This is a genomic window from Aquimarina callyspongiae (assembly GCF_034322225.1).
GTDB lineage: Bacteria > Bacteroidota > Bacteroidia > Flavobacteriales > Flavobacteriaceae > Aquimarina.
This window is the reverse complement of sequence record NZ_JAXLPA010000001.1, coordinates 973,704-995,153: the sequence shown is the minus strand read 5'-3', so window position 1 is coordinate 995,153 and position 21,450 is coordinate 973,704. Positions and strand designations below refer to the sequence as shown.

Sequence of the window (21,450 nt, the reverse complement as noted above, 5' to 3'; positions counted from 1 at the left end):
TATGAGATCTAATGAATTTTGTTACCTATTCTATAAGACCTATATGTTTTTTACGTGGTTTGAAGTTGGGTTTGTTTATATGCTGAAAGAATTTCAGGTTCGTGCAAAGCATAGAATTCTGGATCAAAATTAGCTTCGCTCAAATGTTGTATTACATAATCAACATCTTTCTTTTCTGTTAGCCATTTATCAAAAATTTCATGACGCATTCTGATACCAAAAGTGTTTATACCCAAAAACTCTTTTGTTTCTTTATGGTATGATACCGTAATACATTTGGTGTCATCTTGATGTATCCAATGAAATTGTTGTTCATATTCTAATGGTCTGCCAAATACCCAACCATAGGTTTGATATTCGATATCCAAAAATTTTGCACTATTAAACCAGTGACCTGGTTTATATTCAATTCTGTTTCCACAAATGGTTTGTGCTAAAGTCTCTCCCATCATACGTCCAGTATACCAAACAGCTTCAATAGGTCTGCGGTTACCAATAGCTTCATGCTGCTCTGCACAATCACCAATAGCATAGATATTAGGAATATTAGTTTCTAGAAACCTATTTACCTTTATCCCACGACCGAGATCAATTCCAGAATCTTTTAAGAAATCTATATTGGGAGAAACTCCAGGAGTTAACCCTACTACATTACAATCAATAACCTCACCTGTTTCCTGAACCACAACACTTTTAACCTTGCCATTTTCATCAGAAATGATTTCTTTAAGATTTGTTCCTAATCTAAGGTCAATATGATGGTTTTTAATATGGCGATTAATCATAGCACTTTCGCCAGGAGGTAAAACTCCATTCCAAAAGCTATCTTCTCTAACTAGAAAAGTTACAGGAATATCTCTAGAGTGCAACATTTCTGCTAATTCTATTCCAATTAGCCCTCCACCAACTATAACAGCTCTTTTACATACTTTGTTATTAGGAGCGTGTTTTTCGAGATTTTCAAGATCTTGTTTATGATACATGCCCATAACTCCGTCAAGATCTTGTCCTGGCCATCCAAACTTATTGGGTTTAGATCCTACCGCTAGGATAAGTTTATCGTAAGCCATGGTCTCTCCATTAGCAAATACTAATTCGTTAGCTTCGTGATTAATTTTAGATACAAAACCGCTTTTAAGTTCAATGTTATTTTTTTTCCAAAACCAATTCTCATAAGGTTGAGTATGCTCAAATTTCATATGTCCCATATACACATACATTAGTGCAGTTCGAGAAAAGAAATAATCAGTTTCGGCAGAAATTATGGTGATTTTCTTGTCAGACATTTTTCTTATATGTCTGGCGGCAGTAACTCCAGAAATTCCATTACCAATAATTACTATATGCTCCATATAAATGATTGTTGATTGTCAATATTTAATTAGAAGTGAAAACTTCGTTGAGTAAGTCGTATCTAAATATAAGAACTTAAATGGCTGAAATAATTTAGAATGAATCTAAAAATAGAGTTGTGTTGTAAGGTGTGATTATATTTTCGAACTTGATATCTTATAGTAAATGGTTAGTAATCAATATTCAAATAAAATTATAATTTGTTTGTAAGTAGCTTATTTTCGCTTCGACTCAATGCCTGTTACCGAGGTAGATTTAACAACTTATAAATACAAATCAAAACTAGTTCAGTAATAACGACTAGTGTAAAAATTACATCATGAAAAAGATATTAATCATTATAATCGCTTTCTCAGTTCAATTTGGGTTTTCTCAAGGAACAACTGATTTTTTTGCTAAAGCAGATACTTTTTTTAAAACCTATGTGTCAAAAGGAAGAGTAGATTATAAATCTCTTAAAAATGACCCTTCCTCGTTAAATGAGTTACTTGATATAGCTAGTAAGATTAGTGTATCTAAGAGTAAGCCTAAAACGTACCAGGCCTTTTATATAAATGCGTATAATCTTGCAGTAATAAAAGGAATAATTAATAAATACCCTACCAAATCCCCTTTAAACATAAAAGGTTTTTTTGATAAGAAAACATATAGTTTAGGAGGAAAGACAACTACATTAAATGACTTGGAAAACAAGATATTACGTAAAAATTACCCTAACGAAGCACGTTTCCATTTTGTATTGGTATGCGCTGGTCTTGGTTGCCCTCCAATTATACCAGAAGCCTATAAGCCTTCAAAACTAGAGGCGCAACTACAACGCCAGGCAGTAAAAGCGTTAAACAATCCTGGATTTATAAAAGTAAAAGGGAACAAAGTACAATTGTCACAGATATTCGAATGGTATAAAGAAGATTTTACCAGAAAAGGATCCGAAATTGAATATATAAATCAATTTAGAAAAGAAAAACTTCCTTCAAAAGCTAAAATATCATATTACCCATATGATTGGAGCTTAAATCAGCAAAAATAATTTCGATTTATTAATCATTAATTCATACAAACTAAATCTAGTCTTTTAAGAAAACACATCGATCTAGGATGGGTTGAATATGAAGACTTATGAAAAAAATCAAAAAAATGAAAGCTAAAAAATTATTAGTAACGGTATTAGGTCTTTTTATTCTGTCTATAGGATTTGCACAAGATGATGATCAGGGATCAGTGATACAAACTTTAACACCTTCAAAATTAATAGGAAAAGGAGAATTTGATATCAAGTGGTTTAATAACCTATATACACAAACAGAAAGTACTTTTACAGATGGTACGGAGCCCAGACAAACATTTTTTACATCTACACTAGAAGCATATACAGGAGTTGGAAACAATAAAAGATGGAATGTAGGTGTAATTTTAGAATTTAGGTCTAATGTAGTGGCAGATAGAGATGCGTTAGAAGTTTTTCAATTTGATGGAGAAGCTGGTACAGCGCGTTCAGGATTTACTTCTTTTGCCCCTTCTGTGAAATTTGTACCTTTTAAAAACATTAATAACTTTTCTATACAGAGTTCTATTTTCATTCCATTGGTAGGAAGTGAAACTGATCAAGGAGTTTTCCTTGACCAGGATGGATTTATTTGGCAAAATCGTTTCTTCTATGACTATACATTTCCAGGAAACAAATTTCAAATATTTGGAGAAATCAATTCAGAGTTAAACTTTGGTGAAGAGGCAGAGTTTGATGCTAATTTTGATACCGTAAACGGAAGTTTTGCAAACAACAGTTTACGATTGACTCCAGGAGTGTTCTTTAGTTATTTCCCAAGTTCTAAGTTTACAGTTCTTGCATTGGCACAACATTCTGAGTTGATCGATTTAGGAAATGATTTTGATCAAAACTTTACTGCATTAGGTGGTGGAGCTAAGTATCAATTAACCAAAGAATTAAATATAGAAGCCTTGTACACTAATTTTGTGGGAGGTGATAATACTGGTTTAGGAGAAACTTTTAACATAGGGTTAAGAGCTGTTTTTTAGTAAGATATACTTATATAGTTAAGCTAAACCTGTCTTTTAATTTAGTATGACAGGTTTGGCTTTAAAGAATTGAATATACTTTTAAGATTTTAGTGATATATATTCAATAATAAAAATTGTATTTTCAGCAGTAAAAAAACGAAATGAGAAAAGTTTTTCTACTGCTTTTTAGCATTATTTTTTCCGGTTGTACTGGTCAAAAAACTAAAATCAATGGAGTGAGTTTTGTAGCTTCTCCAAAAGAAATTGAAGCAGAGACTGTTGATCCGGTTGTTAAGGTAAATGCAAATTGGGCAGCCGTGATGCCGTTTGGATTTGTGAGAAATCTAGAAACCCCTAAAGTGACATTTAATATAGAAAGACAATGGTGGGGAGAACGAAGAGATGGCGCTAAAAAAACAATAGAATTACTTAATGCTAAAGGGATTAAGGTAATGCTAAAGCCGCAGATTTGGGTTTGGAGAGGCGAGTTTACCGGTAATATTGATATGAGTTCTGAAGAAGATTGGAATACTTTTGAAAAATCTTACGAAGAATTTATATTGTTATATGCTCAACTTGCAGAAGAAATGAAAACCCCCATATTATGTATAGGAACAGAGTTGCACACATTTGTTCAGAAAAGACCACAATATTGGGATCAGTTGATTACAAAAATACAATCGATATATAAAGGAAAATTGACTTATGCAGAGAATTGGGATCAGTTTGATAAAGCACCTTTTTGGGATCGATTAGATTATATAGGAATTGATGCATACTTTCCTTTATCAGAAAGTCAAACACCTACTGTTGAAGAATTTAAGAAAGGTTGGCAAAAACATAAGAAGAAGATTGTGGATTTACAATCTAAGATCAAGAAACCTGTATTATTTACAGAATACGGATACAGAAGTATTCAATATACAGGAAAAGAACCTTGGGATTCGAGCAGATCTCAAGGAAATGTAGATCTAGAAGCTCAAAACAATGCATTGACAGCTATATATGAGGAGTTTTGGAGTGAACCCTGGTTTGATGGTGGGTTTTTATGGAAATGGTATCACGATCATAATAAGTCAGGAGGAGAAAATAATAACAGGTTTACCATACAAAATAAGCCTGCAGAAAATGTAATAAGATCACTTTATAAAGATGAATAAAATCAATTTGATAGTAGGTGTTTTAGTTTTATCGCTTGTGTTTTCTTGTGATACTAATGATGCTACTATACAAATAGATAATTCTTTAGCCTCATTAGTGGCTGTAAACTCCATAGAAATAGATAATGTGATTGCTTGTGCCTCTGGATCCAAAGATGAGGAGAATACAATTATTGCATATGCATATCCAAGAGATGGTGCTACTGATCTTAGGTATTATGAAACAGCTAGTATTACAGATGATAAAAATAATTATCAGAACTATAATCGCATTCTAATCGAACCAGAGGATTTTTTTAATGGTTATTTAAAAAAGTTTACTCGCATTACCGAAGAAGAAAAATGGGTTATTATTACTTTTTTTGAAAATAATAAATTGCATTTATCTAACCCAATACGATTAAAACATTTAACCAAACCTACAGAGTTTACAGATGCTGTTAGCATTGATATGTCACAACAAACGATGCCTTCTTTTATGTGGGAAGATGGTATTATTGCCGAAAACAAAATCTATTTTCAAGTAATTTCAGATGTAAATAACGATTTACTTTCTGGGACTTACACTTTTGAAAAAGAATTTCAATATTATAAACTCGATAATGTAGTTTTAAATATAACACAAGAAACTCCACCACAATTAAACCCAATGAATTCTTATAATTTCACGCTCATGGGAGTTAGTGAAGATAATTGGGTGAATTTATTTATAGAAAGAAATTTCACCTTAAACCCTTAAACTAAGTACTCTCTTTTTTTAGTAAGATTTAAATAATTACTACGTCTACAATAGGACAATTTGAAAAAGAAAAAACACTATGAAGAAAACTTTGACATGTATAGTTTTCTTGGTATGTAGTATTGCTTTTACGCAAGAATCTGATATATCAGAATTAAAAATCCAGGGCTTAAAAAGAACTAAAGAATCATTTATTAGAAGGTTAGTTAAAGTAAAACCAGAAACTGCCTATGATTCATTACGTATTGTTACAGATATAGAACGCCTTAAACGATTACCTGGGATTGCAAATGCAACATATACAGTGATTAAAAATGCAGATCAGAACTATTCAGTATCTTATAATATTGAAGAGAATTTTACTATAATTCCCGGATTAAATATAGCTACAGATAATAATGGAGAATTTGCATTTAGAGTCTCCTTATTTGAGTTCAATTTGTTAGGTCGTAACCAGATACTTGGAGGTTTTTATCAACGAGATGTTTTTGATTCATACGGAGGATACTGGGAGGCACCTTATTTGTTTACCAATAAATTTGGTTTTGGTATCAACTATAAAAACCTGGTTTCTCAGGAGCCAGTTTTTTTTGAAAATGATAATACGGTAGATTATAAATTTGATAGTAAATCATTGGAGGTAAACTTGCTGTACGAATTCAATTTTCATAATCGAGCAGAGATTGGAATAAATATTTCAAATGAAACATACGATTTTATACAAGGAGATTTACCAGAAGGAATACCTACTCAGTTAAATGCAGATAAAATTGCCTACAGAGGAGAATATGAATACAATAATTTAAAGATTGATTATCAGTATGTGTCCGGGTATAGAAGTTTATTGGATTTTAGATTTGTAACTGGAGGAGATGAATTTCTTAAAAACTTTTTTATTGGAAGAAATGATTTTGAGTATTTTAAAAGAGTTGGAGAAAAAGGTAACTGGGCAAATAGACTACGTTTAGGGTATGCTTCTAATGATGATTCACCTTTTGCACCTTTTGCTGTAGATAATCAATTAAATATTCGCGGTGCCGGAAATACGATAGATCGTGGTACCGCATCAATCGTACTCAATACAGAATATAGGCATACATTATATGAAAAAGGATGGTTTGTAATTCAAAGTAATACTTTTATAGATACAGGAACTTGGAGAGAACCTGGAGGAGATCTATCAGGACTAGCTGATGGAAGTACTTTACGATTTTATCCTGGATTAGGTATCCGTTTTATTCATAAGCGAATTTTCAACGCTGTTTTTAGGTTAGATTATGGATATGGGATTGGCGATAAAGCTACTAACGGAATAACTTTTGGGATTGGTCAATATTTTTAAATGATAGGGTATTTGCTTATTTAATTGTTTTATTAGTATTATGAACATTTTATTATCAACTTTATTCCTCAAAAACAAATAAAACAATTCATGCAAGGAAAATTATCAATTATATGTGCGTTACTTTTGTTTTTTTGCAGTTTTGCTCAAGAACCAAAAGTGGTTGATGTTAAAGTACAAGGTAATAAGAAGACCAAGGCCTCTTTTGTAAAGAAAATAGCCAAAGTGAAGCCGGGTATGATTTTGGACTCGTTGGTGATAGAACAGGATATTAAACGATTAAAAAGATTGCCTTCTGTGGCTCATGCATATTATCAGGTATTTAAAGCTGAGAAAGAAGGAGAGTATAATGTTTTTTATAATATAGAAGAGAACTTTACTATTATCCCTAGTGCAAATGTGTATACAACTAATAATGATGAATTTGCTTTTAGAGTGGGGTTATATGAATTTAACCTTTTGGGGCAAAATATAACTTTCGGAGGTTTTTATCAAGATGATATTTATAGCTCTTATGGATTAAGCCTTAGAGCACCTTTTTTATTTAATAAGAACCTGGGATTGGCGCTTAATTTTCAAAGCCTGACTACAGAAGAACCTGTGTTTTTAGATAATGGTACTGCAGATTATAAATACAATAATACTTCGTATGAAGTTTTAGGGCTATATCAGATTAATTTTCAGAACCGTATAGAGTTGGGTGTCAACTATTTTAATGAAGATTATGAGTATAAAAGAGGCGCTACAGGAGAAGGGATACCACAGGATTTTGATGTCAATAAATTATTATACAAGCTAATTTATGAATATAATAATCTGGATTATGAATATCAATATGTTTCTGGATTTAGAAGTATAGCTAATTTTCAATATGTTATTAGTACAGAAAACGTTTTACCTGATTTCTTAATTGGATGGAATGACTTTTTATATTACGCTAGAATCGGTGAGAAAGGAAATTGGGCCTCAAGGTTACGTTTGGGATTAGCTACAAATGATGATTCTCCATTTGCCCCTTTTGCGGTTGATAATAATTTAAATATTAGAGGTGTAGGTAATACAATTGATAGAGGAACAGGGGTTATCGTTTTAAATACAGAATACAGACATACTCTCTATGAAAAAGATTGGTTTGTATTGCAAAGTAATGTTTTTATAGATGGCGGTAGCTGGCGAAATCCTGGAGGAGATTTTGGAGATTTTGGAGATACACAAAATTTTAGATTATATCCTGGTGTTGGATTGCGTTTTATGCATAAACGCATATTTAATGCTATATTCAGAATCGATTACGGGTATGGAGTCACAGACGATTCAACTAATGGTTTTGTATTTGGAATAGGGCAATACTTTTAGATTCCATTATAAAATGTAATTCGTTAAAATCGAGTTAATTAATTACCGAACGTTTGGTAAAAAACCTAATCTTTCTATATTTGTATCGTTATGAGACCAGTTAAAGTCGAAGATAAAGAATTGATAGAAGGCCTGAATAAGGTCTTTAGAGAAAAAGGTTATGAAGGCGCGAGTTTGAATGAACTGGCAGAAGGTGCTGGGTTAAAAAAAGCAAGTCTGTATCATCGATTTCCAGAAGGTAAAAAAGAAATAGGCCTGGCAGTACTTTCTTATTCTTCAGAATGGCTTCAGAAAAATCTATATGAATTATTGAACAACAAAGAGGTATCTCCAGAAAAAAGATTAGATATGGGATTATCTGTTATTAGAGAGTTGTATAGTGAAGGAGAAGATACTTGTATTTTAAGATCTTTATCAATGGAATCAGGAATGCAATTTTTTGGAGAAGAAATAAAGAAGGAAATGAATCAATGGATAGTACATTTCACCAATTTAGGGTTGGATTTTGGATTTGATAAGGAAGAAGCAACAAAAAAGGCTATAGAAGTTCTGGTTAAAATACAAGGTAGTCTTGTTATAACCAACGCAATGTCTGATAATAGTATTTTTATTTCTACTATAGGACAGATAAAGGATTTATATATTAAGTAAATATTTTTTTGAATATATATTTTACCGAACGTTCGGTAATTAAATTAATAACTAAAACATAAAACTATGAGAACAACAAAAATTAAAAGAGGTATTGCATTACTGGCAATTATTATATTAACAACTGCTGTATTTGCAGAAACAAATGAAATAACCAATGTAGTTATAGAATCCCAACATTCATCAACCAAATACAGAACTATAGAAGTAAATGAATTAGACATATTTTATAGAGAAGCAGGATCCAGAGAGAACCCTACAATATTACTTTTACATGGATACCCTACATCTTCTCATATGTTTAGGAATCTAATACCAAAATTAGCTAATGATTATCACGTTTTGGCGCCGGATTATCCAGGATTTGGAAGATCAGAGCAACCATTAATGTCTGAATTTGATTACACATTTGATAATATGGCAATTATAGTTGAAGGTTTTTTAAACAAGCTAAACATCAATAAATTTAGTGTTTATCTAATGGATTATGGAGCTCCTGTAGGGTTTAGAATTGCTTCAAAACATCCGGATAGAATAGAATCACTAATCATTCAGAATGGTAATGCATATGAAGAAGGAATAACAGATTTTTGGAAACCACTAAAAAAATATTGGAAAGATCCTTCTCTGGAAAATGGAAAAGCTTTGGAAGGATTTCATAGTATCGATGGTCTTAAATGGCAATATACTCATGGTGTAAAAGAGGTAAATAAAATAAGTCCTGATAATTGGCAAATTGATTTGCAACATTTATCCCGAAATGAAAATAATGAAATACAATTAGCCATGTTTTATGATTATAGAACAAACATATCTCTATATCCAAAATGGCAAGAGTATCTTAGGAAATATCAACCACCTACATTAATTGTATGGGGTAAAAATGATGAAATTTTTCCAGCATCAGGAGCGCATCCATATAAGAGAGATTTAAAGAAAGTAGATTTTCATTTATTAGATACAGGACATTTTGCTTTAGAAGAGAAAGGAGATGAAATTGCAAGCCATATTCTTAAATTTTTGAAGAGAAATAAGATCAAATAAATAAGAGATAATTTTAAGAAAAGAAAAAGGCTCCAAAACTTATTGGAGCCTTTTTTATTAGATTATTCAAAAATCCCTGTAAGACACTGGTGAGTTTGAATGGTACCTAAGCAGCAACCATTTGGTAGTGGATGACCACCACAAGACAAACATTTTTGTGCAGTGTAGATAGGACAATTTGCTCGCCTTCCACCGTGAATTAATTTTTGATCGTTTTTGTTCAATTTCTGAACATTTTTAAGGTTCAAAATGTTTTTTAACATAATTAAGGTTTTAAGAATAGAATTTCCTTGAACATTTAAAGACACTCAAGATTTGTGTCTGAATGGTTAAACTTAGTGATAATTCCCCATAAAATAAATATTGTTTTTGCATAAAATCATTGTGTAACAAGGGTTTATCTGATTAAAAGTTTTGTAAACCATCCTTTAAAATAACGAATTGAGCTAATAATTGTTATTTGATATATTCAGATTGGTTCTAAACTTAACCTTAATTTTAAATGGTGCTATTTTTATATCTATATGATTTTCAGGAAGTTTTTAAAAGAAAAAGAATGTTTCTTTCTGTTAGAATTAAATAAGGGTTTTTTTACGGTACTTTATTTGGTATTGCTTGGGAGAGGTATTAAATTTTTTATGAAAAGCTTTAATAAAGTGAGAAGTATTTTCATAACCTACTTGAGTTGAAATATCAGTCACAGAATCATTTTTTTTGATAAGGAGATGAGCAGCTTTTTCGAGACGTTTCTGGATTAACCATTTTTTTGGGGATATCCCAAATTTAGATTTAAAGTCCCTTCTAAATGTTGAGATACTTCTTCCTGTGAGATAAGCATAATCTTCAATATCTAGTGGTTTGTGATAGTTATCAGACATAAACCTCTTAATATTTTTACGTTCTCTACTTTTTAATGCTTTTAAATGATGTATAAATGTCTGACCTTCTTCAGAAATACTTATGAGATGTAATAGTTCTAATAATTTAGGTTTTGTAAACTGATTTTGATGTTTTCCTTTATAAAGCGTAAGTAAAGAATCTACAAATAGCCTGAGATTCTGATTGTATAGTATTGTTAATACACCTTTAATTTCTTGAAGTGATGTATCTTCAAAATTAATAAGGAATTCATCTATGATTTCTTGGTCAAAAAAGAAAACAACTGCATCAAAAGATTCATTTTTTGGAATCACATCAGAAATCATATACAATCCTTTAGGTAAGAATAACATTTGATTTTTTTGTGCAGTAGTAAGACTTCCTTCAGAACTTTCTACGCGCAAGGCTCCATTTAACACTAAGGTTAATGCGTGAGCGCCTAGATAACGTTCGTTTTGGAGATCGGCAGATTGTGTTCTTTTAAGAATAACACAAGAAAGCCCGTCGACAAAAATTTTCTCAATATTAGGATGTTTATAAAATGCTTGAGGTACTACTTTCATAATTTAAAACTACCCAGATGTCTTATTTCTAAATATAGCTTTTTATTAAAAGTAGTGATTTTCGGTCAAAAATCAGGATACAACCTTTTCTTTATAATATCGATACAGATCTTCTGACGAGGCTCCCATCCATCTTCTCATATGGATATTTAGAAAATGATATTGCAAACGCCAAACACCAATTTCTCTGTAACGTCTTGCAGAAGTTATTACATACTCGGGTATAATAACAAATTTATTCATGGCAAAAAGACGATCAACTAGGTCATTATCTTCATATACAATATAGGCTTCATCGTAACCATCGATTTCATCAAATAACGAAGCTGTAATAAATTGACTTTGATCTCCACCTCTACAGCGTTTACTCTCAAACTGAGTTAACCACCCTAAAAATCGTAACCACCAGTGTCTTGAATCAAATTTCATTCTAAAACAACCAGCTTCATTTCCTTTCTGTACTTCTTGAATGATGAATCTATCGTATTCTTTGGGTGGAAGCGAGTCTGCGTGCAGGAAATATAGAATTTCACCATTTGCCGATTTGGCACCTGTATTCATTTGTCGAGCCCGACCTTTTTCAGAATGGATTAGCTTTATTAATCCATCATCATAATCAGAAGAAATTTCTTTTATCAATTCTTGTGACCCATCGTTACTTCCTCCATCTACAACTAATATATCAGCTATATTTTCTTTTTGATAGGCAACTTGTATTAAATGTAAAAGCAGCATACGCATAGTAGCTGCTTCATTAAGAATTGGGATGATAATAGATATTTTCAACTTTATAATTTTGTGCTAAACTATAAAATTATTCATTTAAACTCCAATCATATTTTTTATATCCTTTTTTGGGTTGCTTGTCAATCTTAACGTTAGAATATTTATTAATAAATGCTTTTGCATCACTACCATCAACTCTAAAATCTTTTTTGAACCAGGAAAATATTTTAGATACTTCTACAACTTCTGCTGTAATGGTATTTCTAACAGGATCATTAATGAACCTTCTTGTTTGATCATCTAAAGCTTGATCAACATTTTCTCCGGTATATGCTCTGTTCCATACAATAGGACAAGAAAAAGAAGCGCAATTAATTGCAAAATGAATTCTAGGATCATTTAATTTTCTTAAGATTTTATGTTCAAGATCGTTTAAGCTATACCATTCTCCATTGATCTTGAAAAATTTCTTATCCCAAGGATCTTTGATGTCTTTAATACTTTTTAAAGGATAACTATCTATAATTAATTTTATAGTATAAGCATTATAGGCATTAATCCAATATGCTAATTTTTCTTCTTTACTCCATTGCTCAGTAGGTGGATTATCTGATAGTTGAGTAAAATAAGTGTATAATTGAGAACTATCTCTCATGAACCCATTATAGTTTACTTTTCCATCATCTGTTACATTTAATATTAACGCCTGATCCCAGGTAGAGTGATCAAAAGTATTCTGGGCCTGTGTTTGACTATAAGATAATAGTATCAACAAGATTGCTATAAATTTTGGAGCTTTCATTTTTTTCCTAATAGTTTGTTATTTAACTTTTTTTATTATTATCCAAGTTTTTAAGTTGGGTTGTAGGTTTGTATATCCAATTATTTAGTTTTTAGTAGAGAATTAAGAAATGAACTTACAGATAAATAGAAAGGAATTCTTATTTTTTGAAGATAATTATGATTGAATAATGGGTATTGAAGCAAAATAAATTCAACAATAAAACATTGATAGTAAGTGTTTTAACGTTAAATTTTTAATATAATCAATGCTTTGATGTTAATCCTGGCAACATATATGATTTTTTTAATCTTTTAGAGTAAAAAAAGTCATTCACTAAAAAAAATCAGGATTATGATACTTTTTATTCGTTCAAATTCCAATCATATGTTTTATAACTTATTGAGGCATTATCCTTTATCCTGATTTTTGAATAGGTATTAAGAAAATCGATTAGCGAACCTTTAGTTTTAAAATCCTTTGCGAACCAACTAAAAATCTTAGAAATTTTTATGCTATTTGTACTTATTATATTGCGTTTAGAATCATTAATAAATGTAACAGCTAACTTCTCTAATTCCTGATCCACATTTTGGGCAGTAAAGGCTTTGTTGAGCAGTGGAGGACAGGAAAATGAGGCGCAATTGATTCCAAAATGAATTCTGGGATCCCCCATTTTTCTTAATATCCTATGTTCTAAATCATTAAGAGTGTACCATTTTTTACCTAGTTTAAAAAACCTGAGATCCCAGGGCTCATTAATATCTTTGATACTTTTTAAGGGGTAATTATTGATTATTAGTTTAATTGTAAAAGCGTTATACGCGTTCATCCAATAAGCTAATTTATCTTCTTTTGTCCAGGTTTCATCAGGGATGTTTTCTGATAATAAACTGAGATAGTTTTTAAAAGATCTATCCCGCTTAAAACCTTTATAGTTTACAGTACCATCAATAGCTACGTATTTCTTTAATAAATCATTCCAGGAGTTATGATCAAAAGCTTCTTTTGTCTCTACTTCTAATGTTTCTTTTGATTCAATAGCTGTTTCAGTAATTTCAGATGGTTCTTCAATTATTTTTTCTTCTACAGGAGTTTCTTCTATTGGTTTATCAATTACTTGTGGAGATTCTGATATTTCTGACTCTGAAACATTCTGAGGATTTTGATTAGTTTGAGTGGTTTTAATTATTTCCTTACTTCCGCCACAAGCAAAAAACAATGATATTATTAAAAACAAAAATATATTTCTCATAGTTTTTTTAATTTGAGATGCTTTTTATTTGATTACATCTTTTACAGGGTTAATTAGTTTTAACCAAAATGTGTACCACTATCTAAAATTGAAAAATCCTTTGCATAAAGAGAAATAGGTTATATATAAGATATAATAGTGTTTTAACTTATGACTTATAAGCGTTTTATGATCCCAAAGAGTGAGTTTAATTTTGATAAGACTCTATTCTATTATTGTTTGTTTAATTTCCAATCATAAGGTTTGTATGATTTTCTTGGTACTTTTTCAATTTTCACATCAGAATATTCATTAATAAAGGAAACTACTTCGCCATTATTAAAATCGTCTTTATACCACTCGAATATTTGAGAAAGGCTAACTTTTTTGTCTGTAATAATATTTTTTGAAGGATCGTTGATAAATTCTTTGGTCATGTTTTCCAAAGCATCATTAATATTCTCTGGTGTATATGCCATATTTAAAAGCCTTGGAGAAGAATTGGCAGCACAATTGATCAAAAAATGAATTCTTGGCTCGTTCATTTTTCTTAAAATTTGATGCTCGATCTCATCAAGACAATATTTTTTTCCATTAATCTTGAAGAACCGCTGTTTCCAAGGATCATGTAAGTCATTAATACTTTCAACAGGATAATTATCTATAATCATCTTTAAAGCAATAGCGTTATATGCATTAACCCAATAAGCTAACTTTTCTTCTTTATTCCATTGCTCAGTAGGAGGGTTTTCTGATAAGTGCATAAAATATTTATAGAATAAAGAACTGTCCTTCATAATTCCTTCATAATCTACTTTTCCGTCCTCTGATACATTAAGAACGAGAATTTGATCTAAAATAGCATGATCAGGAGCATTTTGTGCTTTCCCGCTGATACATAGTAACATAAGTGTGATGTATGTTAATAGACTAGACTTGGTTATTTTAATCATTTGAGGCTGTTTTTTGTGGTTTTTAAGAGTATAATAAAAGTAATATTTTTTCACAAAACCGATATTCTAAATATAAATAAACAATCGACAAAATACGTAATTATCCGATTTAATACAATATTTACAATGATTTTATCATTTTTTTTGGAAAAATACCCTAATTAAACTGTTCAAAAATATTTATTGACTTTGCAATAGAGTCTTTGTTTTTTTGATTGTGCAATACAATTAGAATATGTATCATTGTAATCGAACTATTTTAATATGATTAGTACAGAATTGAAATTGCCTTGTGGTATAACGCTGAAGAATAGAATAGTAAAATCAGCTATGACCGAAAGAATTAGTAACAAAAAATTCGAGTCAACAGCTGGTCACGAAAAATTATACCAAGATTGGTCAAAAACAGGAGCTGGATTATTAATTACAGGTAACGTGGTTATAGATAAAAAACATCTTGAATCTGCAGGAAATGTATGTTTTAATGATGAAAAGATGTTACCTAAGCTTAGATCCTGGGCAAAAGCGGCTACATATTGTGATAATCACGCTTGGGTACAAATTTCGCATTCAGGAAGACAAACTAATAAATTCAACGCTTCAAGACCCTTAGCCCCTTCAGAAATACAGCTCAAAAAGATGGGGCTTTTTGGAAAACCCAAAGCTATGGGAGAAGAAGATATTCAAAAAGTAATAAGGGGTTTTGTAAAAGCGTCAAAAATTGCCAAAGAAGCTGGGTTTACTGGTGTACAGATTCATGCTGCGCATGGGTATTTATTGAGTCAGTTTTTATCACCTAATACAAATATAAGAACGGATCAATGGGGTGGTAGTTTAGAGAATCGAAGTCGTTTATTACTGACTATTATAAGAAGTGTACGCAATGCGGTTGGACCGAGTTTTCCGATTTCTGTAAAGCTTAATTCGGCAGATTTTCAAAAAGGAGGATTTACAGAAGAGGAGTCACTAGAGGTTGTTAGAATGTTAGATGAAGAGAAAATTGATTTATTGGAGATATCTGGAGGAACATATGAGAAATTAGCGTTTTTTTTAATGAATGAAGAAGGTTCTTCTCTCAAAGAAAGCACAAAAAGAAGAGAAGCATATTTTATTGATTTTGCAAAAAAGATTCGAGCAATAAGTACATTACCACTTATGATTACCGGAGGGTTTAGATCCTATGGTTTCTGTAACGAAGTTTTGCAAAATGGAGAAGTTGATTTGATCGGCATGGCGCGACCATTTATTACTAATAGAAAAGATATCACTGGGTTTTTGAAAGGAGAGATACCTGTATTAGAGAATTTAGTATTGAGAACTGGATTGAAACAATTTGAAGATGCCGCAGAAGGAGGTTTTTATGCACGACAACTAATACGGTTCTCAAAAGGAAAAGGATTGAAAACTAATATGAGTCCGTTGTGGTGTTCAATGTTTTTGGTCATTTATGAGTTTAAAAAGGCAATGGCAAATAAAATAGGTGCTTAAATTTCATTATGGAACCTTTAGCTACTTGATGTATTATTATTCTAAACTAGTTTTATTTGCTTAGAGGTCCTTTAAAAATAGAAGCCGAAAACAAATATGTTGCTTTCGACTTCCGCATTAAAGTTAGTTAGCCATCTATCTTAACAGCATCCACCACCATCATAATGATATGTGGATTCACTAATAAAAATATCATCTCTTTGCAGGTCAGCAAGAGCATTGGCTGTTTTGTCACATATTGCTATTGGTTGGTTTTTAAGCAATACGTGTCCTTTTTTATCATCAAAATAATCTTCATCACCAAAATAGATTGCGGCTTTACCTGTAAAAACACAAGGGCCATCTTGCGGCATAGGGTCTTTGATTGCAGCAACTTCTATAGATTCTATATAGATAAGTTCATCTGTATCATAGTTTTTAGGATCCAGGATACGGTATGGTTTTCTGGCTCTAATTTCTATAGTACCAAAACCTACATCTGTCAATGCTTTTACATATTCAGAAATTGGTAAGCTACCACTTAAACATAATGCTCTAAGGCGTTCATCATTACGTAACGTGTCATTCATTGGTTGCTCACAAGTAGGATCACTCATTACTAATCTACCGTGAGGTTTAAGAACACGATACATCTCTTCAATTGCTTTTCTTAAATCATCTGCTTTAAAGATGTTAAATAAGCAATTTTGAGCTGCAACATCGATACTGTTGTCTTCTACAGGAAGGTTAAGTGCATCGCCATACCTTAAATCAACAAATTCACTCTTGAACCAATCGTTTTGAGTTTCTGCGATTTTAAAATTCTTACGAGAAGCTTCCAGCATTTCATCTACTACATCAACACCGATTACTCCTGCTTTTTGACGAGAAAAGTATGAGAATTGTAAAAGTTCCATTCCCCCTCCAACACCTACGTATAAAACTTTAGGGCTGTTAGTTAAATCTCTCGCGTTTACCGTACTACCACATCCATAATTCATTTCTTGCATGATCTTAGGAATTTTAAGACCAGGTAATTCCCATATCGGGTTTGTAGTACAGCACAAGCCTACATCAGGGGTTAGTGCTGCTTCTTTATATACATCGTGCGTGGTATCTAAATAGCTCATAAATTATTTTTTTCTTTCCTTACAATTGGAAATATAAGTTATTTTAGGGTTATAAATATGTTTAGTCGAAAGGTATACGTAAAACTTTCACGTATTGCTAACCTAACGTTTTGATTAATTCTTTGAATAAAAGAATCATTTTTGGCTCAGCTTTTCCTGCCATTGCAATAATTTCATCAATGTTTACAGGCTCCAGATGATCAGGATCACACTCATCCGTCAATACAGATACTGCAGCAACGGGCAGGTCAAGATGGTTAGCAACGATAACTTCTGGCACAGTACTCATTCCTACTGCATCAGCACCTATTATTTTTAAGTAACGATATTCTGCCCTGGTTTCTAATTGAGGACCAACTACAGAAACATATACTCCTTTATGTAGATTAACATTATTTTCTTTGGCAATGGATATTAATTTAGCATTAATATCTACATCATAAGGTGCGCTCATATCAGTAAAGCGACTTCCTAACTGCTCTACTCCTTTAAAAGCCAATGGTGAACCTCCTTGAAGATTTATATGATCTTCGATAAGCATCAATTCACCTTTTTTGAATTCTAGATTAATAGCTCCCGAAGCATTTGAAACTAAAAGCGTTTTAATTCCCAATTCGCGCATTATACGTACCGGATATGTTACATCTTGTAGAGAGTACCCCTCATAAAGATGAAAACGTCCTTGCATTACAACAACGGTTTTTCCTTCAAGTTTTCCGTAAATAAGTTTTCCTTTATGAAACTCTACTGTGGCGGTTGGAAAATTAGGTATGTGGTTATAACTAACTTCTTTTATGATGTCTATTTCATCAATAAGTTTTCCCAAACCTGTACCTAAAATAATACCGATCTCCGGATTTTCAAATCCTTTTTCCTGAAGATATTCTGTAGTTTCTTTAATATATTTAATCATATGTGTAAAAACTTTTGAAAAGCTTCTATGTCTTTAATGTCGTCATAAACATCGACATCGTTTCGCTCTTCTAATAATTTGATATTTTGATGTTCTAGATCTTTTAAAGTATCTTTTAATACTGTCGAGGTACCCCAAGCTTTGGATTTAAAGATATGTGAATTTAAGGATTTCATTCCTAATAAATAATACCCTCCATCCTCTGCAGGACCAATAACATATTCATGATTTTCTAAGGCTTTAAAGGCCTTTTCAAAATCGTTTTGGTTTAAGTCATACATATCACTACCAATAATGATGATATTTTGATAGCCTTTTTTAAAACCTTCAGAAAAGGCATATTCCATTCGTTTTCCTAAATCTTCTCCTAGTTGCTTTTTTTTATCATAGATATTAGAATCCCACAGATCGTTTTCATTTATTTGAGTAGAATAATGTACTTCTTTATTGACGGCTAAATCTTGAGTAATAGAAACGGTGTGTTTTAATAAAAATTGATAAATATCTAAAGCGGTTTGATCTCCAACTGTGGCTGCTAATCTGGTTTTGCATTTACCTAACTCTGGGTTACGGGTAAAGATCATTAGTAGGTTTTTATCTTCTTCTTTCAAATGCTTTATAAAATTTTGGTTTTTGTAAAAGAGAAAAACATAAAGTTTTTTCTTGTGTCTAAAAATGGACTAATGCACTTTTTTTCCTTTGTGTAACCATTTTTCCCATTGTTTAGAATAGATATGAACTTCTTCTGTGGTTTCTCCTTTATTATTTATTATTTGGTTGTCGTTGTTTTTCCATTCAAAAATACCTCCATAAAGATTGTATATTTTATGATACCCAACTTTTTTAAGTTTTTTGGATATATCTTCAGAACGTACTCCAAGACTGCAATATACGACTATAGTGGATTCTTTGGAAAGATTTAAGTTTGTAATATCATTAATGTCAAAATGATCATAACCTACATAAATAGCATTTTTAATATGACTAACATCAAATTCTTTCTTTTCTCTGGCATCCAATAAAACTACCTTGGTTTGTATGCTTTTTAATTTTTGTACCGAGATGTACGGAATCGTTTCGTCATTATATGTGGCTAATAACTCTTTTAAGGAGTTCTGAGCACTATTTATTTGAGATATTACTAAGAATATATAAAGTATTCTAATTTTCATTTTTCTTTTAAAATGTCCAGAAAGTGTTGAAAAATCTAGAACTTTAGATTATGCTACTGTTCCCTGACAGCTACTTCCTGCTCCTGCCGTACATCCATAACAATGTTGTGAGATTACAATATTTCTGTTTTGCAATAATTCTTCGTTATATTCACTAATATGCTTGACTTTGCTAGCAACTTTAAGACCAAGCATTTGGTTAAAATCGCAATCGTATAACCAGCCATCCCAACTTATAGAAATAGTATTAGTGCACATTACATTCGCTACCGCAGCAGGATTGTATGCTTCTACCAATGCATACATATAATCTTCATAATTTTCTGATGCAATCAAATAGTCTAAGAATCTGCTAATAGGCAAATTAGTAATTGCAAAAAGATTATGAAATTGAATTCCAAAATCTTCTAATAGTGCTTTTTTGAAATCTTTTTCCATTGCCATCTGATCGCCTGGTAAAAATGCTCCAGAAGGATTGTAAACTAAATCCAATCGTAAATCACTATCTGGCATACCATAACCACGCTCGTTAAGCTCTTGTAATGCTTTTATAGATTTATCAAAAACACCATCACCTCGTTGCTTATCCGTTTTTCCACGAGTCCAATGTGGCATTGAAGAAACTACATGTACATTGTGCTTCTTAAAGAAATCAGGAAGATCATAGTACTTTTTATTTGCTCTTATAATGGTTAAATTACTACGAACAATAAAATCTTTAATTCCTGCTTTACTTGCTTCTTCAACAAACCATCTAAAATTTGGGTTCATTTCGGGTGCTCCGCCAGTTAAATCCAATGTATGTGCTCCTGTTTTTTTTATGACATCAAGACATTGTTGCATAGTCTCTTTGGTCATGATTTCTTTACGATCCGGACCAGCATCCACGTGGCAATGTTCACAAACCTGGTTACACATATATCCAACATTGATTTGTAAGATTTCCAGTTTCTTAGGTCGAAGAGGAGAATGACCTATTTCTGCAATTTTATCAGCAAATTTTGGCAATTCACCATTCGCAAAAATTCCGTTATTAAGGATTTCTAACTGCCTATGCGCATCTGCTAATTGATCATTGCGCTTATGTAGGGATTGTTTTTTTTTAACTTCTGACATTTTCCTTTGCTAAATTGAATTTTTGAACCCGCCTATGTATTGAAATATATAATTAAAGATCAAATTACATAGATAGTTTTTCATATTTGTTCATCATTTGTACACCGTGAACCAAAGTAGCACCACTTTCAATAGCAGCACCCGCATGTACAGCTTCCATCATTTCTTCTTTAGTGATTCCCCGTTGCAGACCATCTTTTGTGTAAGCATCAATGCAATAAGGACATTTAACTACGTGAGAAACAGCAAGTGCAATTAGTGACTTCTCACGAGCACTTAATGCACCTTCCTCAAATACTTTTCCATAATAATCAAAGAATTTTGTACCTAGCTCTTCACTCCATTCTGTGATTTTACCAAATTTTCTAAGATCAGAAGGGTCATAATATGATTTTGACATGATTGTATATGTTTTTTTAGATTACATACATTTAACTTGGTCGTTAAAAGTATGTCTTGAATTACAATTAAAGTTATTTTATTTAAATAAAAAACTAAAATCCTTAATATGAGGATAAAATAAAAGTATAACGATAATAATTAAGATTTTTTTATTAATTCAACAAAGGGATATTACTGGTTATAATCATACTAGTGCCTCACAAGTTAATCTCAGTTGTTAAATCGAAGACAGCCATATTATCTCTTAAAGAAAAGAAGTAATAATACATAGTGATAAGAAATATGACTCTTAAAACAGTATAATAACTATAATAATAGAGTAAATTAATATTTACAAAATCTATACAATAAACTTTCAATTAATATCATAACTCTTTCTCATTTCATAAATCTGATATGTGTTATTATACTGAATATCAATTCATTGTGATTAAATCATGTACCCCTGAA

General features: G+C 31.4%; 21 protein-coding genes. 9 read left to right on the top strand and 12 right to left on the bottom strand.

The window, feature by feature from the left end; all coding sequences use genetic code 11:
• Positions 1-50: 50 nt before the first annotated feature.
• Complete coding sequence (locus tag U0D62_RS04170; protein ID WP_322194061.1) at positions 51-1,352, bottom strand: NAD(P)/FAD-dependent oxidoreductase; 1,302 nt, start codon at positions 1,350-1,352, stop codon at positions 51-53.
• A 320-nt stretch (positions 1,353-1,672) separates the two neighbouring features.
• On the opposite strand from U0D62_RS04170, the gene U0D62_RS04165 reads away from it, so the two are divergent.
• From U0D62_RS04165 to U0D62_RS04130, 8 genes are all read left to right on the top strand, one after another.
• Positions 1,673-2,383, top strand: a complete 711-nt coding sequence (locus U0D62_RS04165) for a DUF547 domain-containing protein (RefSeq protein ID WP_322194060.1) — start codon at positions 1,673-1,675, stop codon at positions 2,381-2,383.
• 107 nt (positions 2,384-2,490) lie between these two features.
• Entirely contained in the window at positions 2,491-3,390 is a 900-nt protein-coding gene (locus tag U0D62_RS04160; protein ID WP_322194059.1) for a hypothetical protein, read from the top strand.
• A 143-nt stretch (positions 3,391-3,533) separates the two neighbouring features.
• Positions 3,534-4,532 (top strand): glycoside hydrolase family 113, encoded by a 999-nt coding sequence (locus U0D62_RS04155; RefSeq protein ID WP_322194058.1) that lies wholly within the window; start codon positions 3,534-3,536, stop codon positions 4,530-4,532.
• The gene (locus U0D62_RS04150) at positions 4,525-5,271 is read left to right on the top strand and encodes a hypothetical protein (protein WP_322194057.1); all 747 of its coding nucleotides are present in this window, start codon (positions 4,525-4,527) and stop codon (positions 5,269-5,271) included. The genes U0D62_RS04155 and U0D62_RS04150 overlap by 8 nt, the downstream gene beginning before the upstream one ends.
• Positions 5,272-5,350: 79 nt before the next feature.
• On the top strand, positions 5,351-6,613 hold the full coding sequence (locus U0D62_RS04145; protein WP_322194056.1) for a POTRA domain-containing protein: 1,263 nt from the start codon (positions 5,351-5,353) through the stop codon (positions 6,611-6,613).
• A 90-nt stretch (positions 6,614-6,703) separates the two neighbouring features.
• Positions 6,704-7,969 (top strand): POTRA domain-containing protein, encoded by a 1,266-nt coding sequence (locus U0D62_RS04140; RefSeq protein WP_322194055.1) that lies wholly within the window; start codon positions 6,704-6,706, stop codon positions 7,967-7,969.
• Positions 7,970-8,059: 90 nt separating this feature from the next.
• A complete protein-coding gene (locus U0D62_RS04135) occupies positions 8,060-8,620 on the top strand; it encodes a TetR/AcrR family transcriptional regulator (RefSeq protein ID WP_322194053.1) in 561 nt (186 codons plus the stop codon).
• Between the two features lie 66 nt (positions 8,621-8,686).
• On the top strand, positions 8,687-9,664 hold the full coding sequence (locus U0D62_RS04130; protein WP_322194051.1) for an alpha/beta fold hydrolase: 978 nt from the start codon (positions 8,687-8,689) through the stop codon (positions 9,662-9,664).
• 575 nt (positions 9,665-10,239) lie between these two features.
• Here U0D62_RS04130 and U0D62_RS04125 read toward each other — a convergent pair.
• The 5 genes from U0D62_RS04125 to U0D62_RS04105 all read right to left on the bottom strand — a co-directional run bounded on the left by U0D62_RS04125 (position 10,240) and on the right by U0D62_RS04105 (position 14,800).
• Entirely contained in the window at positions 10,240-11,106 is an 867-nt protein-coding gene (locus tag U0D62_RS04125) for a helix-turn-helix domain-containing protein (RefSeq protein WP_322194050.1), read from the bottom strand.
• A 72-nt stretch (positions 11,107-11,178) separates the two neighbouring features.
• The gene (locus U0D62_RS04120; RefSeq protein WP_322194049.1) at positions 11,179-11,892 is read right to left on the bottom strand and encodes a TIGR04283 family arsenosugar biosynthesis glycosyltransferase; all 714 of its coding nucleotides are present in this window, start codon (positions 11,890-11,892) and stop codon (positions 11,179-11,181) included.
• 28 nt (positions 11,893-11,920) lie between these two features.
• Entirely contained in the window at positions 11,921-12,634 is a 714-nt protein-coding gene (locus U0D62_RS04115) for a DUF547 domain-containing protein (protein ID WP_322194046.1), read from the bottom strand.
• Positions 12,635-12,977: 343 nt separating this feature from the next.
• Positions 12,978-13,868 carry a DUF547 domain-containing protein gene (locus U0D62_RS04110; RefSeq protein WP_322194045.1) on the bottom strand — a complete coding sequence of 297 codons (891 nt, stop codon included), beginning with the start codon at positions 13,866-13,868 and terminating at the stop codon, positions 12,978-12,980.
• A 212-nt stretch (positions 13,869-14,080) separates the two neighbouring features.
• On the bottom strand, positions 14,081-14,800 hold the full coding sequence (locus tag U0D62_RS04105) for a DUF547 domain-containing protein (RefSeq protein WP_322194044.1): 720 nt from the start codon (positions 14,798-14,800) through the stop codon (positions 14,081-14,083).
• 264 nt (positions 14,801-15,064) lie between these two features.
• On the opposite strand from U0D62_RS04105, the gene U0D62_RS04100 reads away from it, so the two are divergent.
• The gene (locus U0D62_RS04100; protein WP_322194043.1) at positions 15,065-16,288 is read left to right on the top strand and encodes an NADH:flavin oxidoreductase/NADH oxidase family protein; all 1,224 of its coding nucleotides are present in this window, start codon (positions 15,065-15,067) and stop codon (positions 16,286-16,288) included.
• A gap of 140 nt (positions 16,289-16,428) precedes the next feature.
• On the opposite strand, the gene arsM is transcribed toward U0D62_RS04100, so the two are convergent.
• From arsM to U0D62_RS04070, 6 genes are all read right to left on the bottom strand, one after another.
• Complete coding sequence (gene arsM / locus U0D62_RS04095) at positions 16,429-17,397, bottom strand: arsenosugar biosynthesis arsenite methyltransferase ArsM (protein WP_322194042.1); 969 nt, start codon at positions 17,395-17,397, stop codon at positions 16,429-16,431.
• A gap of 97 nt (positions 17,398-17,494) precedes the next feature.
• Positions 17,495-18,310: a purine-nucleoside phosphorylase gene (locus tag U0D62_RS04090; protein WP_322194040.1), complete on the bottom strand. Its 816-nt coding sequence runs from the start codon at positions 18,308-18,310 to the stop codon at positions 17,495-17,497.
• Complete coding sequence (locus U0D62_RS04085) at positions 18,307-18,894, bottom strand: TIGR04282 family arsenosugar biosynthesis glycosyltransferase (RefSeq protein ID WP_416135536.1); 588 nt, start codon at positions 18,892-18,894, stop codon at positions 18,307-18,309. Before U0D62_RS04085 ends, U0D62_RS04090 begins: the two co-directional genes overlap by 4 nt.
• A gap of 96 nt (positions 18,895-18,990) precedes the next feature.
• Positions 18,991-19,482 carry a rhodanese-like domain-containing protein gene (locus U0D62_RS04080; protein WP_322194038.1) on the bottom strand — a complete coding sequence of 164 codons (492 nt, stop codon included), beginning with the start codon at positions 19,480-19,482 and terminating at the stop codon, positions 18,991-18,993.
• A gap of 48 nt (positions 19,483-19,530) precedes the next feature.
• Positions 19,531-20,598 carry an arsenosugar biosynthesis radical SAM (seleno)protein ArsS gene (arsS, locus tag U0D62_RS04075; RefSeq protein WP_322194037.1) on the bottom strand — a complete coding sequence of 356 codons (1,068 nt, stop codon included), beginning with the start codon at positions 20,596-20,598 and terminating at the stop codon, positions 19,531-19,533.
• Between the two features lie 64 nt (positions 20,599-20,662).
• Positions 20,663-20,998, bottom strand: coding sequence for an arsenosugar biosynthesis-associated peroxidase-like protein (locus U0D62_RS04070; RefSeq protein WP_322194036.1), 336 nt, complete (start codon positions 20,996-20,998; stop codon positions 20,663-20,665).
• Positions 20,999-21,450: the final 452 nt, after the last annotated feature.